Source organism: Bordetella sp. H567 (genome assembly GCF_001704295.1).
Lineage (GTDB): Bacteria > Pseudomonadota > Gammaproteobacteria > Burkholderiales > Burkholderiaceae_B > Bordetella_C.
In genome coordinates, this window is sequence record NZ_CP012334.1 from 1,355,681 (window position 1) to 1,368,777 (window position 13,097).

Sequence of the window (13,097 nt, forward strand, 5' to 3'; positions counted from 1 at the left end):
CTACCGCATTGAAAGTGGAATGAGCACATTACGGGTTATGGACTCGCTGCAACGCCGCCCAGGTTTGGCGGGCGACGCGAAGGCCGGTCTGCCTACTACCCACCAAGCAAAGGAAACGCCATGTCTCTTCAAGCCCAACTCGATGCGTTCAAAGCCGACTTCGAAGCTGGAAAGCCCCCGTATAACGTGCCGTATTCGGTCATCGAGACCATGCACCGCGCCACTGCGGAACTCAAGGCCTCCGGCCTGGCCGAACGCGCCAAAAAGGTGGGCGACAAAGCGCCTGCCTTTACGCTGCAAGATCCCGAAGGCAATACGGTGTCCTCCGCCGAGCTGCTGGCCAAGGGGCCGCTCGTCGTCAGTTTCTACCGCGGCGTCTGGTGCCCCTACTGCAATATGGAGCTGCAGGCCCTGCAGGCGGCGCTGCCGTCGTTCCAGGAACTGGGCGCCAGCCTGGTGGCCATTTCCCCGCAGACCGCGCCGAACAGCCGCAAGTCGACCCGCCAGAACAACCTGACCTTCCCCATCCTGTCCGACGTGAAAGGCGAAGTCGGCGCGAGCTTCGGCCTGAAGTTCAAGCTGCCCGACTACCTGGTGGCCTTGTACCAGGGCCTGAAGAACGACCTGCCGCGCTTTAACGACGATCCCGAGTGGACGCTGCCGATGCCGGCCCGGTACGTCATCGCGCAAGACGGCACGATCGTCTACGCCGAAGTGAACCCTGATTACACCCGCCGTCCCGAGCCGGAAGAGATGCTGCCGGCATTGCGCCAGGCCGCCGGCAAGGCCGCCTGAACGGCGCTTCCCCCTTGATTGCGGCGCGGCCCCCAGCCGTTGATGGGGCCACCCCGCTTACCCTGCAAATAGGAAAGAAGATGTCCACGCTGTTCACACCCACCCAAGTCGGCCCTTATGCGGTCTCCCACCGCGTGGTGCTGGCACCGCTCACCCGCATGCGCACCGATGCCGGCGATGTGCCGGGCGACCTGATGGTCCAGTACTACACCCAGCGGGCATCGAAAGGCGCGCTGCTGATCGCCGAGGCCACCGCCGTTTCGCCGCGCGCCATTGCCTATGCCGGCGCACCCGGTATCCATACCGACGCGCAGCAGCGCGGCTGGAAGCGTGTGGTGGACGCGGTGCATGCGCGCGGCGCGCGCATCTTCCTGCAGCTCTGGCACGGTGGCCGGCAGGCGCATCCGGACAATATGGGCGGCGAGCTGCCCATCGCGCCTTCCGCCATCCGGTCGGAGGAGAAGGCGGTGGTCCGGGACGCCGCCGGAGCCTTCCTGGAGGTGGACCAGGTCGTGCCGCGCGCGATGGCGGCCGTGGAAATCCCCCTCGTGATCGAGGAATTCCGGCAAGCCGCCGAACGGGCGAAGCAAGCGGGCTTTGACGGGGTCGAACTGCACGCGGCCAATGGCTATTTGCCTGACCAGTTTTTGCAGGACGGCTCGAACCTGCGCACCGACGCCTACGGCGGCCCTATCGAAAACCGCGCGCGCTTCCTGCTGGAAGCGGTGGAGGCGCTGGTGGGCGTATGGGGCGGCGACCGGGTGGCCGTGCGGATTTCTCCCAGCGGCAAGTTCGGCACCATGTCCGACAGCGATCCAGTCGGGACCTTCGGCTATGTCGCCGAGCAGCTCAATCGATACGGCCTGGCGTACCTGCACGTGGTCGAGCCGCGCATCCGGGGCTACGAGGATCTGGCCTTGGACGCGCCGGCCGTCGCATCGAAAAGCCTGGGCGGCCTATTCAAGGGGCCTATCGTCGCGGCGGGCGGTTTCTCGCGCGAGAGCGCGGAGCAGATTCTTGCCGCGGGCGATGCAGACCTGGTCGCGTTCGGGCGCTTCTTCATTTCCAACCCCGACCTGCCCGAGCGCTTCCGTCTCGGCCTGCCGTTGACGACGTATGACCGGAACACCTTCTATGGCGGCGATCACCGCGGTTATACGGACTATGCGTCCCATCGGGAGCCCATGCCGGCATAGCGCGCCAGAGACGGGTACAATCCATCCCCGTCGTTCTGGAAACCCATCGGGTTTTCGATAGAATGGCGCCCATCGGGGCGTAGCGCAGCCTGGTAGCGCATCTGCTTTGGGAGCAGAGGGTCGCGAGTTCGAATCCCGCCGCCCCGACCAAATCAAGGGCTTACAGATATGACGCTGTAAGCCCTTTTCCTTTTTCGCGGTTTTACCGGCAGCGGTGTGCGGCTGGTGGCTCGTGATAACACCTCGTTTCGGACGTAAAATCGGCAGATCTCTGCCAGATGTCGATGCGCCGTACCTCTGTGTTGGCGGTCTTGAGATGGATCCAGGTCTATGGACAAGCAACGTGCCCTCGATGTCCTGAGGCGCAGCAAACCGGAATTGGCGGCCCGCTTCGGCGTGACGCGGCTGGCCCTGTTTGGCTCCACCGCCCGGGGGGCTGCAACCAGCAACAGCGATGTCGATGTCCTGGTCGACTTCGACGGCCCGGCCACGTCCAAACGCTATTTCGGCGTCCAGTTCTATCTAGAAGACGCCCTGGGTTGTTCCGTCGATCTCGTGACGGAAAAGGCCCTTCGCCCGAGACTGCGTCCGTATATCGCGCAGGACCAGATCAATGTCTGATATCCAAGGCAGGCAATGGCACTTCTACCTCGATGACATGATCGAGTTCGCCGAGAAGGTTGTCGCCTATACCGACGGCTTTGATCAGGCAAGATTCGTGGCAAGTGGCATCACCTACGATGCGACTTTACGCAATCTGGAATTGATCGGCGAGGCAGCCACCCACATTCCGGATGATGTTCGGGCGGCGAATCCCGCCATCCCGTGGCGGATGGTCATTGCCACACGAAATCGCCTTATCCACGGCTATCTCGGGATCGACGATGATACCGTCTGGAGCATCATCAGGGATGACGTTCCCGACCTGCTGTCTTTGCTGATCGGATTGAAGCACAAAGCCTAAGGGTGGTGCGATTGCGGTCGGCAGCGCATGCGGTCGGATCAAGGCGGGGCCGAGCAGGAGAAATCGACCACTCACGTTCCCACGTGGAGCCGCACCGGCGCGATTCAGTATGATTCCCGCCATGCCCTTACTGGAACTGAATCAGCTATCGTCCCCGCGCCTGGCGCCGGTGGACCTGTGTTGCGAGCCGGGCGACTGCCATGCGGTCATGGGGCCCTCCGGGGCGGGGAAATCCGTGCTGCTGCGGCTGATCGCCGACCTGGATCCTGGCCACGGAACCGCCGCCTTGCGCGGCGTGCCGCGGTCGCGGATGTCCGGACCGCAATGGCGGCGGCAGGTCGTGTATTGCCAGGCCGAAGCAGGCTGGTGGCATGAACAGGTGGCGCCGCACTTCCCGGACCCGAACGTCGCCACGCCTATCATGGAACGTCTTGGCCTGTCCGCGGACAAGCTCGATGCCATGGTGCATGAACTCTCCACCGGCGAACGGCAGCGGCTGGGTTTGATCCGCGCCTTGTTGCTGCGTCCTCCCGTCCTGCTGCTGGACGAGCCCACCGCGGCGCTGGATGCGCAGACCACCCTGCGGGTCGAGCAGGAGATCCAGGGCTGTATGCGCGACGGCGCGGCGGTGCTGTGGGTCACGCATAGCGCCGAGCAGGCGCGGCGCGTGGCCACGCATTGCTGGCGCCTGCATCAGGGGCTGCTGGAACGCGCCGCATGAACGTCATCTACCTGAGCGCCGCCGACATCGCCCTGGCCGCCTGCCTGGTGGCGCTGGCCGCGCTGATATCCATGGGCATGCGGCTGGCCCTGCACGGCCAGGTGCTGTGGGCGGCGGCACGCACGATCGTGCAGCTGCTGCTGGTCGGGCACATCCTGCGTCTGGTGTTCTCGCATGCGTCCGCGTGGCTGACCGTGCTGGTCTGCGCGGTGATGATGGCGCTGGCCGCGCGCGAGGTCGCCGCGCGTCCGGCCGTCCGGATGCAGGGGCACGGCAACGGGATCGTCGCCGCGCTCACGGTGATCTCGACGACGCTGGTCACCGCCATGTTCGTCCTGCAGACCGCGATGCGGCCCGATCCCTGGTATGACCCGCGCTATACCATCGCGCTGGTCGGCATCGTATTGGGCAGCGTTTTGAACGCGGCCAGTCTGAGCCTGGATACGATGCTGTCCGGCGTGCGCCGCGAGCGCGCGGGTATCGAAGCTAGGCTGGCACTGGGCGCGCCCGCGCGGCAGGCGTTTTCCGGCCTGCTGCGTGAATCGGTGCGCCGGGGCATCGTTCCCAGCATCAACCAGATGTCGGCCGCCGGCATCATCACCTTGCCCGGCATCATGACGGGCCAGATCATCGCGGGCATGGACCCGGTGGAAGCGGCCAAGTACCAGATCCTGCTGATGTTCCTGCTGTGCGGCGCCAGTGCGCTGGCCGCGATGGGCGCGGCCTATGCGGCGATGAAGCGTCTGACCGACGCGCGGGACCGGTTGCGCCTGGACAGGCTGCAGGACCCCGCGCGCCGGCCCGGCCGGTAACGGGGCGCCGCGCGCCGCGGCGGCGCGGTGCGCCAGCGGCGTAATCCCGCCGGGTATTGCCGCGTGGTTCGTGCATCGTGTCAGCCCAACTTCGCGGCATATCCACCGTCGGCGTGATCCCGCCGTATATTGCCGCGTGCTTCCTGCATCGTGTCAGCCCAGCTTCGCGGCATATCCACCGGCGGCGCTTTCACAGACTTCCCGGCAAAAGCCCAGGAACGCTTCCACGGCGGCCGAGGGCAGGCGCCGCGATGGGCGCACGGCGTACAGCGGATAGGTTTCGCTGGACCAGTCGGGAAACAGGTCCACCAGGGCCCCGCTGGCCACCAGGTGTCCCACGCCCAAGGCCAGCATCTGTGCGACACCGCCCCCCGCCAGGCAGGTCTGGATCAGCGTATCGACGTCGATCAGCGTCAGCCGGCCGCGGGTGGCCACGTGCACGATTTCCTTGCCGCGATGAAATTCCCAGGGGTAGGGCTTGCCCCGCCTGGGGTCGATGAATTGGATGCAGTTGTGTTCGGTCAGGCCCGTGGGCGTCTTGGGACAGCCGTGGCGTTTGATGTAGGACGGCGCGGCCACTGTCAGGACGCGTGTTTCCAACAGCAGGCGCGAGGACATGCCGGACGCCGGCTGCGGACCGAAGCGCACCGCCACGTCCACGCCTTCGGCCACCAGGTCGCCCACGTCGGGCAGTTGCAGCACCGTCAGGTCCAGCTCCGGATAGCGTTCGGTGAACTGGACCAGCCGCGCTGCCATGACGTATTGCGAAAACAGGGGATTCAGGCTGACGCGCAGCGACCCGCGGACCGCGACCGCTGCCCCGGCCACCGTATTGGCGGCGTTTTCGATGCCGGACAGGTGCGGCGCCGCCAGCTGATAAAGCCGGGCGCCTTCGCCCGTCAGGTGCAGCGCGCGGGTGGTGCGGTCCAGCAGCCTGACGCCGATGCGTGTCTCCAGCCGCGACACCGCGCGGCTGACCCCGGACGCCGATAAGCCGAGCACCTCGCCGGCGCGCGTGAAGCTGCCGGTTTCCACCACCGCCGCCAGCACGCTCATTCCCGCAAGCAGCCTGCCATCGAAGCCCATATTCGGCGACCTTTGCTTTTTGGCAACAATGTTGTGAACAACACTATCTTAATCAAAAATCCGCCTGGGCCTATCTTTCGTTCGCGGCGCGACGCAACGGTCGCGGATCCTGAACCCGATAACGAGGAAGCCCACGATGTCATTCATCACCGGCAAGCGTATTTTCAAGGGCGGCACCATCGTGACGACGGATGCCGATGTTCCCAACCTGGCCACTGGCGACGTCCTGGTGCAAGGCGAGCGCATCGCCGCCGTCGGTACCGATATTCCCGCGGATGGCGCGGAGATCATCGACGCCGGCGGCTGCATCGTGATGCCCGGCCTGGTCGACGCCCACCACCATGCCTGGCTGGGGGTCATGCGCCGCATGATGCCCGACGTCGACGACTTGTTCGCCTATATCGGCGTGGTGGCGGAAACGCTGGGCGCGCATTACCGCCCGCTGGATATGTACCTGAGCACCAAGCTGACGGCGGCCGCCTCCCTGGACGCGGGTATCACCACGATCATCGACGCCTGCCACAGCTCGCGCAGCCCCGCGCATACCGATGCCGCGCTGGAAGCGCTGGAATCCGCGGGAATACGCGCCCTGCACATGGTCGGCCCCGCCATGGACAAGCAGGCGTCGTCCGCGCACCTGCCGGGTGACCTCGAACGCCTGGCGCGCATATGGAACACCGGCGGCAGCCGCGTCCGCGTCGGCCTCTTCGGCCAATTCAACCTGGACTGGTGGAAGGTGGCGCGCGGGCTCGATATGCGCATCCTGACGGAATTCATCGGCGATCTGGCCAAGCTGGGGCCGGCGTTCGCACAGCCGGGCGTGCTGGGCCCGCACAACATCTTCAACCACTGCACCCGCTTGCCGCGCGAGACCTGGATGCTGCTGGCCGACGCCGGCGTCAACGTGACCGTCAACCCGCGTTCGGATGCGCTGTTCGGCTTCGACGACGAGACTTGCGCCTACCAGCAGGCCGTGGACCATGGTCTGGCGCCGGCCCTGGGCATCGACCTGGACACGGCCTTCGGCAGCGACCTGTTCGGCGAGATGCGCGCCTTGTTCAACCAGCAGCGCTGCGCCATGCGCTACCGGCGTTTCCGTGGCGAAGCCGATGTGCCGGCGCCGATCGGGGTCGAGGCCGTGTTGCGGGCGGCCACCGTCAACGGCGCGCGCGCGGCGGGACTGGAACGGGACATCGGCACGCTTACCCCGGGCAAGCAGGCGGACATCATCATGGTCCGTACCGGCGGCATCGCCGTGGCGCCCGTCACCCACGCGATCGGTACGGTGGTGCAGGCGGTCGAGCGCGCCGACGTCGACACCGTCATGGTGGGCGGCCGCCTGCGCAAGCGCGCCGGCCAGCTGCTGGACATCGACGTGGCCAAGCTGACCGCGGAAGCCATCGGCTCGCGCGACTACCTGCTGGGCGCCAGCGGCTATCGCCCGGGCCTGTTCGACGGCGCCGCCACGCCGCTGAAAACCGCGGCTTGACCCGGACCGCCCTTTACCGAAACGTGCCCGGCCGTGCCTGCCGCGGCCGGGACATCCATCCATGAACTCCTGGACTTCATCATGTCATCGTTGACCCTGAAATCGGCAGGGCGGGCCGGCGCCACGCCGGCCTACCTGTCCCGGCCCGCCCCCGCCGTCATCGCGGCGCTGTTCTGCGGTTACCTGGCCGTCGGCCTGCCGCTGCCGGTCATGCCGCTGTTCATCCACGACAAACTCGGCTTCGACAGCGTGGTCGTGGGGCTGGTGATCGGCATACAGTTCCTTGCCACGGTGCTGACCCGCGGCTATGCCGGCCGGGTGACCGACCACAAGGGCGGCAAGCGCGCGGCGCTTCAGGGGGCGGGCTTTTCGGCCTGCGGGGGGCTGCTCTATCTGCTTGCCGCGCTGCCCGGCCTGCCGCCCGCCGTCAGCCTGGCCATCGTGGTGGCCGGCCGGCTGGCGGCCGGGCTGGGAGAGAGCCAGTTCGTCACCGGCTGCGTATCCTGGTCGATCGCCTCGGTGGGGCCGGCGCGGGCAGGCATGTCGATGTCGTGGACCGGCATCGCCATGTTCGCCGCACTGGCCATCGGTGCGCCCATCGGCATGTCGCTCTATACCGGCTGGGGCTTCGTCGCGGCCATGGCGGCCTGCATCGTATTGCCCTTGCTGGCGGCCGCCATCGCCTTCGGCGCGAGCGCCTACCTGTCCGCGGGCGGCCAGCGCCTGCCGTTTTACCGCATGATCGGCCAGATATGGCGCGAGGGCCTGGGCTTGATGCTGTCCGGCGTCGGCCTCTCCGGACTGGCGGCCTTCGCCTCCCTCTATTTCGCCGCCCAACACTGGGGCGGTGCGGGGCTGGTGATGACCGCCTTCGGCATCGGGTTCATCTTCGTGCGGCTCGTGCTGGGCCATCTGCCGGACCGGATCGGCGGCTATCGCGTCGCGCTGTGGTCGCTGGCCGTGGAAGCCGCGGGGCAGTTCATGATCCAAGCCGCGCCCAATGTATGGATGGCGCTGGGCGGCGCGCTCGTCACTGGCCTGGGATGCGCGCTGGTGTTTCCCGGTCTGGGTGTCGAAGCGCTCAAGCGCGTGCCCCCCGCGAACCGGGGCAGCGCCATGGGCGGCTTCGTGGCCTTCCTGGACATCGCTTATGGACTGGCCGGCCCCGCGGCGGGACTGGTGGCCGGCACTTTCGGCTATGCCGCGGTGTATGCGCTGGGCGGGGCATGTGCGTTGGCGGGCGTGGCCTTGATCGCGGTTGCCCGAGGGGCTGCCGCGCGATGAGAATTTGCGCCGGATCGAGCGTCACGGTAAGTCGTGGAATGGCCGGCTTCCATCGTCGGGAACGCCAGGAACATTCTGATGGACGGCCGCACACAAGCTGCTCCTTCAGTCCAGGCGAGCAGTATGTACGGCAACAGCAAGAACAGCAGAAAAAAAGGCAGCAGCAAGAAGGAGCGTAGCGGCAAGCGCGCAAGGTTCTGGGGGTGGGGCGGCGCGCTGGCCGCCGGCCTGTTCCTCCCATCCTCGGCCTGCGCGGCGGGCGGTGTGCCGGAATCACGATGGCCGGGGGACTACCGTACGCAGGAATACCAGGCTTCGCAGGGGCTTGAAGCGATCCACGCGGCCGACGCCTACGCGCTTGGATATACCGGAAAGGGTGTGCGGGTAGGCGTGGTCGACGATGGCGACGTCCTGGATCACCACGAGTTCTCGGGGCGTACCTTGCAATGGGCCCTGATAGGACCGGCGCGCTCGATGGAGGTCGGCTGGCGCGGCGAGCATAGTACGGCAGTGGCCGGCGTGCTGGCCGCCGCCCGGGACGGACGCGGCATGCACGGTGTTGCTCATGAGGCCGAGCTCATCTCCATTTCCTACGGCACACCGAATGGTGGTACGCAGGGCGGCGCCGCGATACCAGACGCCGTCGATCGCGGGGCCCGGGTGATCAACGGCAGTTATGGCTACGATGTCTTTCCCCTCCTGTATGCCGACGATGGCAACGGGAATATGGTGCCGCGGCCCCAGGCGGTGCAGACCTTCTTGCTGGACATCGATGGCCGTACGATCGTTGGTCACAGCGAGGAGGTGCAGGCCTTGCGTTACGCCGCCGCCCACGATGTGGTGATGGTTTATGCGGCGGGTAACGAATATCTGGAGCATCCCGTTGCCGCGATGCATCCGTCCAGCATGGGCCTGTTGCCCTATATCCGCCCCGCCAACCATGGCGCCGGTGTTTACCGCATCGTGGATCCTAAACGTATCTTCCACGATCCGCGGTATGGCGCGGAAGACTTCGTGACGATCGACCCCACGGACAGCCGCTTGCAGGACCTGGATTTCAGCGATATCGAAGCGACCGTGATCGCCGTGGTGGCGGTGGGGCCGAACAAGCAGATTGCGTCCTACAGCAATAGCTGTGGTGTGGCATGGCGTTGGTGTATGGCGGCGCCGGGGGGCGACTATCCGTACGATGCCCGATCCTGGTCATCGTCGGCGATGACCGTCCCCTACGGAAAGAATGGCTATGCCGTCGACGGCATAATCGGCACCTCGTTTGCAGCGCCGATGGTAACGGGGGCCCTCGCCGTTATGCAGCACGCCTTCCCCTACATGACGATGCGCCAGCTCCGCGAGATCGTGCTGACGTCCGCCGACCGCACCGGGCATCTGGCCGACCCCTTCGTCTATGGCTGGGGACTGCTGGACCTGGGCCGCGCGGTGAGAGGACCAGTGGAATTTGGCGCGGCGGGCTTCGCGCCTGTCTTCGATGTGGATACCCGGGGGCACGACTCCTGGTGGTCCAACGATATCGTCGGCTCGGGGGGCATGACCAAGCGCGGCCGCGGCCTGCTGGTGATGACGGGCCACAATACCTACACCGGCCCCACCACGGTGAAGGGCGGCACGCTGGGCGTGTACGGTTCGATCGCGCGCTCGGCGGTCCGCGTCGAACGGGACGGCACGCTGGCCGGGACCGGCACGGTGGGATCGGCCGAAGTCGCCGGAACGGTGGCCCCCGGCAATCCCGGCGCGGCGCTGCGCGTGGCGGGCAACTACGTCCAGCACACCGAAGGCATCTATGTCGCCGGCATCAGCGAGGACGGCAGCTCGTCGGATCTTATCGAGGTACAAGGAAGCGCGCGTATCGACAACGCCACCTTGCGCATCGAAGGCATAGGGCCGAAAGCGGTGAACCGGGATTACATCGTGCTACGCGCCGATGGCGGAATCCAGGGCAGTTATGCCAAGGTGCCGGATCCTTATCTCTTCCTGGACCTGGACCAGGGCGTGCGCGGCAGCGATCCCACGCGCTATCGCTTCGCCGTGCGGCGCGATGCCACGCCCTTTGCCACGGCCGCGCGCACGCCGAACCAGCGTGCGGTGGCGGCCGCGCTGGACACGGCCGGCGTCGGGGTGGCACCGTATGACGTCACGGTGATGGCGACGCAAGCCGACGGCCTGACACGCCGCTTCGACCGCTGGTCCGGCGAAGCGCATGCCAGCGCGCTGACTGCGTTCACCATGCAATCCGCACAGGTGCGCGATGGGATGCTGGGCCGGGCGCAGGCAATGGGGCGCGGCTATGGGGCGGGCAGTGGGGCTGGCAGTGGTCGTGGCGGTGGCGGCGCGAGCGCCGTGGGAGGCCGCTTCGCTTCCGCCCAATCGCAGTCCGTCGTCCAGGACGATACCGGCAAGGCGGTGTGGGCCCAGTATGCGGGAGCGCGGGATCGCATGTCCGGCAACCTCGATACGGCAGGGTTCGACGCGACAAGCTCGGGCCTGTTCCTGGGCGCCGACATGCCGCTGCCAGGCCGCGCCGGCGGCGGGGCACGCCTGGGCTTGATGGCGGGTTTCACCAGCGGCGGGATGAAGGTCCGCGACCGCGGCAGCCACGCCAAGGTCGACAGCTATACGCTGGGCGCCTACGGTAATGTGCCACTTTCCGCGCCAGGCGATGGTGCCGCCGATAGGGCGGACCACGCCCGCACGGCGGCCGGCGTTCAGGTCCGCTACGGCGCCGCTTATACCTGGCATGGCGTATCGGCCCGCCGGGAGACAGCCGGGCTGGAAACGGCGGAAGGCCGTTACAAGGCCGGCACGGCCCAAGTATTCGCGGAAGCGGGATTGCCGTATGCATTGGGCGGCGTCACGGTCGAACCCTATGCCGGCCTGGCCTGGGTCGACACGCGCCGTCGCGCCTTCCGTGAATCGGGCAACGCGGCACTCCATGCGGACGCCGCCGCGCAGCGGCTGGGCTATTCCACGCTGGGCCTGCGCGGGGACACCGGCGGGGAGATGAAGGACGGCTCCCGATGGGCGCTGCATGCCGGCGCCGGCTGGCGCCATGCCTACGGCAACATCGCGCCGGCAGCGCGTGTGCGGTTCGCGCAGGGCAATGGCTTCGACGTGCAGGGCACGCCGGTCGCACGCGACGCCATGCTGCTGGAGGCGGGCGCCAGCGTGTATACGGATCGCGGCATGCGGCTCGGCCTGGGCTACACGGCCCAGCTGGCGCGTGGCGCGCAGTCGCATGCGCTCAAGGCCGACGCCGTCTGGATGTTCTAGGCCGCAGGCTGCGCATGGCCTTGCGCGTCCAACCGTGGGGTTCCCCTGGCGTAGGCCATGAGGCCGCCGGCGTCGGCCAGTCCATCCAGGACCCACACGCCGTCGATGATGGCCTGGGGATCGCAGCCGGTGCCGCCATATGCACAGAGCTCGCGCACCTTCTGTTCGATGTCGGCATCGGATAGCGGGTTGGCGGCGGAGCCTCGCGCGGCGGCGACACGATGCGCAAGGACGCGGCCGTCGGCCAGCGTGATGCGGACCTCCACGGCGTCGACCGTGCTGCGCTCGTCATCGTGGAAATGCAGTCGCGCATCCAGGGCGTGCGTGCGTGGATCCGCGACGGCGGCGTCGGAGAATTCCGCCAGGCCGGCGCGTCCGTGCAGCAGGGCGGCGGCGACGGCATGCTGGGCGCTGACTTGCGATTCGCGCCCGGTGCGCACCCCCGGGCGGTCGGTGCGCTGGCGCAGCAGCGGGTGGCCGGTAAGGTCCACCCGCGCCACCCGCGCGAGGTCCGGCGTGGCCAGGGCCGGATCGCGCCGCAGCGCCAGGACGGCCTCGATCACCGGATTGAGCACCACGCCGCAAGGGTAGGGCTTGTAGGTATTGCCGCACAGCTCCCAGCGCAGGCCCAGTTCGTCGTTGAGCCGCGCCGGCGCCGGAGTATCCGACAACACGTTCAGCACGCCGCGCGGTCCTTCCAGCGGCTGGTCGGGACCGGCATAGCCTTCGCGCGCGAGCAGCGCGGACAGCAGTCCGTTGCGGGCGGCGTTGCCGACGGCAATGCTTTTCGCCATCGTCCCCAGGGTCTCCACCAGGCCTCCAGTCTGGTTGCCGGCACTGGCCAGGGCCCAGGCCGTATGGCGCATGTCCAGGCCCATCATGCGCGCGGCCGCGATGGCCGCGCCGAAGACGCCGCAGGTCGAGGTGATATGCCAGCCTCGCGCGTAGTGGCCCAGCGTCAGGGCATTGCCCATGCGGCATTCGATTTCCGCGCCCAGGATGAATGCGTGCAGCAGCCGCGCGCCGCTGGCGCCGTGGGCCTGGGCCAGCGCGAAGACCACCGGCGCCACCGGGGCAGTGGGGTGAATGATGGTGGGAGGGTGGGTATCGTCGAAATCGAAGACGTTGGCGGCCATGGCGTTCAGGCTGGCCGCGTGCAGGATGTCGGTGCGCATGCCGCGCCCGATCACATCGGCCTGCCGGCTTGCCCCGAATGGCGCGAACACGCGTGCGGCGATGTCCAAGGTCGTGTCGGTGGCGCCGGCCAGCGCGACCGCGAAGTAGTTCAGCAGGGACCGCTTGGCTTCGTGGCGTACGGTGTCCGGGATGTCTTCCCATGGCCATTCCGCGGCGAACCGGGCCACGTCGCCGGTGAGGGGACCGAAATTGTCCAGGTCGGGCAGGTCGCTCATGGGTGCTCCAGGCAAACGCCGGCGGATCGTCGTGCCCCATATTCGCGCATGCT

Annotated in this window: 11 protein-coding genes and 1 tRNA gene; 10 read left to right on the top strand and 2 right to left on the bottom strand. The window is 67.4% G+C overall.

Going from position 1 to position 13,097, the window contains the following annotated elements; all coding sequences use genetic code 11:
- Window positions 1-120: 120 nt before the first annotated feature.
- The 7 genes from AKI39_RS06130 to AKI39_RS06160 all read left to right on the top strand — a co-directional run bounded on the left by AKI39_RS06130 (window position 121) and on the right by AKI39_RS06160 (window position 4,488).
- Entirely contained in the window at window positions 121-795 is a 675-nt protein-coding gene (locus AKI39_RS06130; protein WP_066633707.1) for a peroxiredoxin-like family protein, read from the top strand.
- An 80-nt stretch (window positions 796-875) separates the two neighbouring features.
- A complete protein-coding gene (locus AKI39_RS06135) occupies window positions 876-1,991 on the top strand; it encodes an alkene reductase (protein ID WP_066633711.1) in 1,116 nt (371 codons plus the stop codon).
- A 73-nt stretch (window positions 1,992-2,064) separates the two neighbouring features.
- Window positions 2,065-2,141: transfer RNA gene (locus AKI39_RS06140), tRNA-Pro, on the top strand.
- Window positions 2,142-2,321: 180 nt separating this feature from the next.
- Window positions 2,322-2,612: a nucleotidyltransferase family protein gene (locus AKI39_RS06145; RefSeq protein WP_066633713.1), complete on the top strand. Its 291-nt coding sequence runs from the start codon at window positions 2,322-2,324 to the stop codon at window positions 2,610-2,612.
- On the top strand, window positions 2,605-2,955 hold the full coding sequence (locus AKI39_RS06150; RefSeq protein ID WP_066633715.1) for a HepT-like ribonuclease domain-containing protein: 351 nt from the start codon (window positions 2,605-2,607) through the stop codon (window positions 2,953-2,955). The genes AKI39_RS06145 and AKI39_RS06150 overlap by 8 nt, the downstream gene beginning before the upstream one ends.
- A 121-nt stretch (window positions 2,956-3,076) precedes the next feature.
- Window positions 3,077-3,676, top strand: coding sequence for an ABC transporter ATP-binding protein (locus AKI39_RS06155; protein WP_235610756.1), 600 nt, complete (start codon window positions 3,077-3,079; stop codon window positions 3,674-3,676).
- Complete coding sequence (locus tag AKI39_RS06160) at window positions 3,673-4,488, top strand: ABC transporter permease (protein ID WP_066633726.1); 816 nt, start codon at window positions 3,673-3,675, stop codon at window positions 4,486-4,488. The genes AKI39_RS06155 and AKI39_RS06160 overlap by 4 nt, the downstream gene beginning before the upstream one ends.
- Window positions 4,489-4,641: 153 nt before the next feature.
- On the opposite strand, the gene AKI39_RS06165 is transcribed toward AKI39_RS06160, so the two are convergent.
- Window positions 4,642-5,574, bottom strand: coding sequence for a LysR family transcriptional regulator (locus AKI39_RS06165; protein WP_066633728.1), 933 nt, complete (start codon window positions 5,572-5,574; stop codon window positions 4,642-4,644).
- Between the two features lie 136 nt (window positions 5,575-5,710).
- Between AKI39_RS06165 and AKI39_RS06170 the strand changes: the two genes are divergently transcribed.
- The 3 genes from AKI39_RS06170 (at window position 5,711) to AKI39_RS06180 (ending at window position 11,632) form a co-directional block, all read left to right on the top strand.
- Complete coding sequence (locus AKI39_RS06170) at window positions 5,711-7,063, top strand: amidohydrolase family protein (RefSeq protein WP_066633730.1); 1,353 nt, start codon at window positions 5,711-5,713, stop codon at window positions 7,061-7,063.
- An 81-nt stretch (window positions 7,064-7,144) separates the two neighbouring features.
- On the top strand, window positions 7,145-8,347 hold the full coding sequence (locus AKI39_RS06175; RefSeq protein WP_066642299.1) for an arabinose transporter: 1,203 nt from the start codon (window positions 7,145-7,147) through the stop codon (window positions 8,345-8,347).
- A gap of 123 nt (window positions 8,348-8,470) precedes the next feature.
- Complete coding sequence (locus tag AKI39_RS06180) at window positions 8,471-11,632, top strand: autotransporter serine protease (protein WP_066633733.1); 3,162 nt, start codon at window positions 8,471-8,473, stop codon at window positions 11,630-11,632.
- Here the strand turns inward: AKI39_RS06180 and AKI39_RS06185 are convergent.
- Window positions 11,629-13,044 (bottom strand): MmgE/PrpD family protein, encoded by a 1,416-nt coding sequence (locus tag AKI39_RS06185; protein ID WP_066633736.1) that lies wholly within the window; start codon window positions 13,042-13,044, stop codon window positions 11,629-11,631. The two genes, AKI39_RS06180 and AKI39_RS06185, sit on opposite strands and share 4 nt — an antisense overlap.
- Window positions 13,045-13,097 lie beyond the last annotated feature (53 nt).

What these genes read in the sequence shown, in the direction of transcription:
- AKI39_RS06160 (WP_066633726.1), top strand. Translation starts at nt 3,673, where the DNA reads ATGAACGTCATCTACCTGAGCGCCGCCGACATCGCCCTGGCCGCCTGC.
- AKI39_RS06150 (WP_066633715.1), top strand. Translation starts at nt 2,605, where the DNA reads ATGTCTGATATCCAAGGCAGGCAATGGCACTTCTACCTCGATGACATG.
- AKI39_RS06165 (WP_066633728.1), bottom strand. Translation starts at nt 5,574, where the DNA reads ATGGGCTTCGATGGCAGGCTGCTTGCGGGAATGAGCGTGCTGGCGGCG.
- AKI39_RS06175 (WP_066642299.1), top strand. Translation starts at nt 7,145, where the DNA reads ATGTCATCGTTGACCCTGAAATCGGCAGGGCGGGCCGGCGCCACGCCG.
- AKI39_RS06130 (WP_066633707.1), top strand. Translation starts at nt 121, where the DNA reads ATGTCTCTTCAAGCCCAACTCGATGCGTTCAAAGCCGACTTCGAAGCT.
- AKI39_RS06180 (WP_066633733.1), top strand. Translation starts at nt 8,471, where the DNA reads ATGTACGGCAACAGCAAGAACAGCAGAAAAAAAGGCAGCAGCAAGAAG.
- AKI39_RS06145 (WP_066633713.1), top strand. Translation starts at nt 2,322, where the DNA reads ATGGACAAGCAACGTGCCCTCGATGTCCTGAGGCGCAGCAAACCGGAA.
- AKI39_RS06155 (WP_235610756.1), top strand. Translation starts at nt 3,077, where the DNA reads ATGCCCTTACTGGAACTGAATCAGCTATCGTCCCCGCGCCTGGCGCCG.
- AKI39_RS06135 (WP_066633711.1), top strand. Translation starts at nt 876, where the DNA reads ATGTCCACGCTGTTCACACCCACCCAAGTCGGCCCTTATGCGGTCTCC.
- AKI39_RS06170 (WP_066633730.1), top strand. Translation starts at nt 5,711, where the DNA reads ATGTCATTCATCACCGGCAAGCGTATTTTCAAGGGCGGCACCATCGTG.
- AKI39_RS06185 (WP_066633736.1), bottom strand. Translation starts at nt 13,044, where the DNA reads ATGAGCGACCTGCCCGACCTGGACAATTTCGGTCCCCTCACCGGCGAC.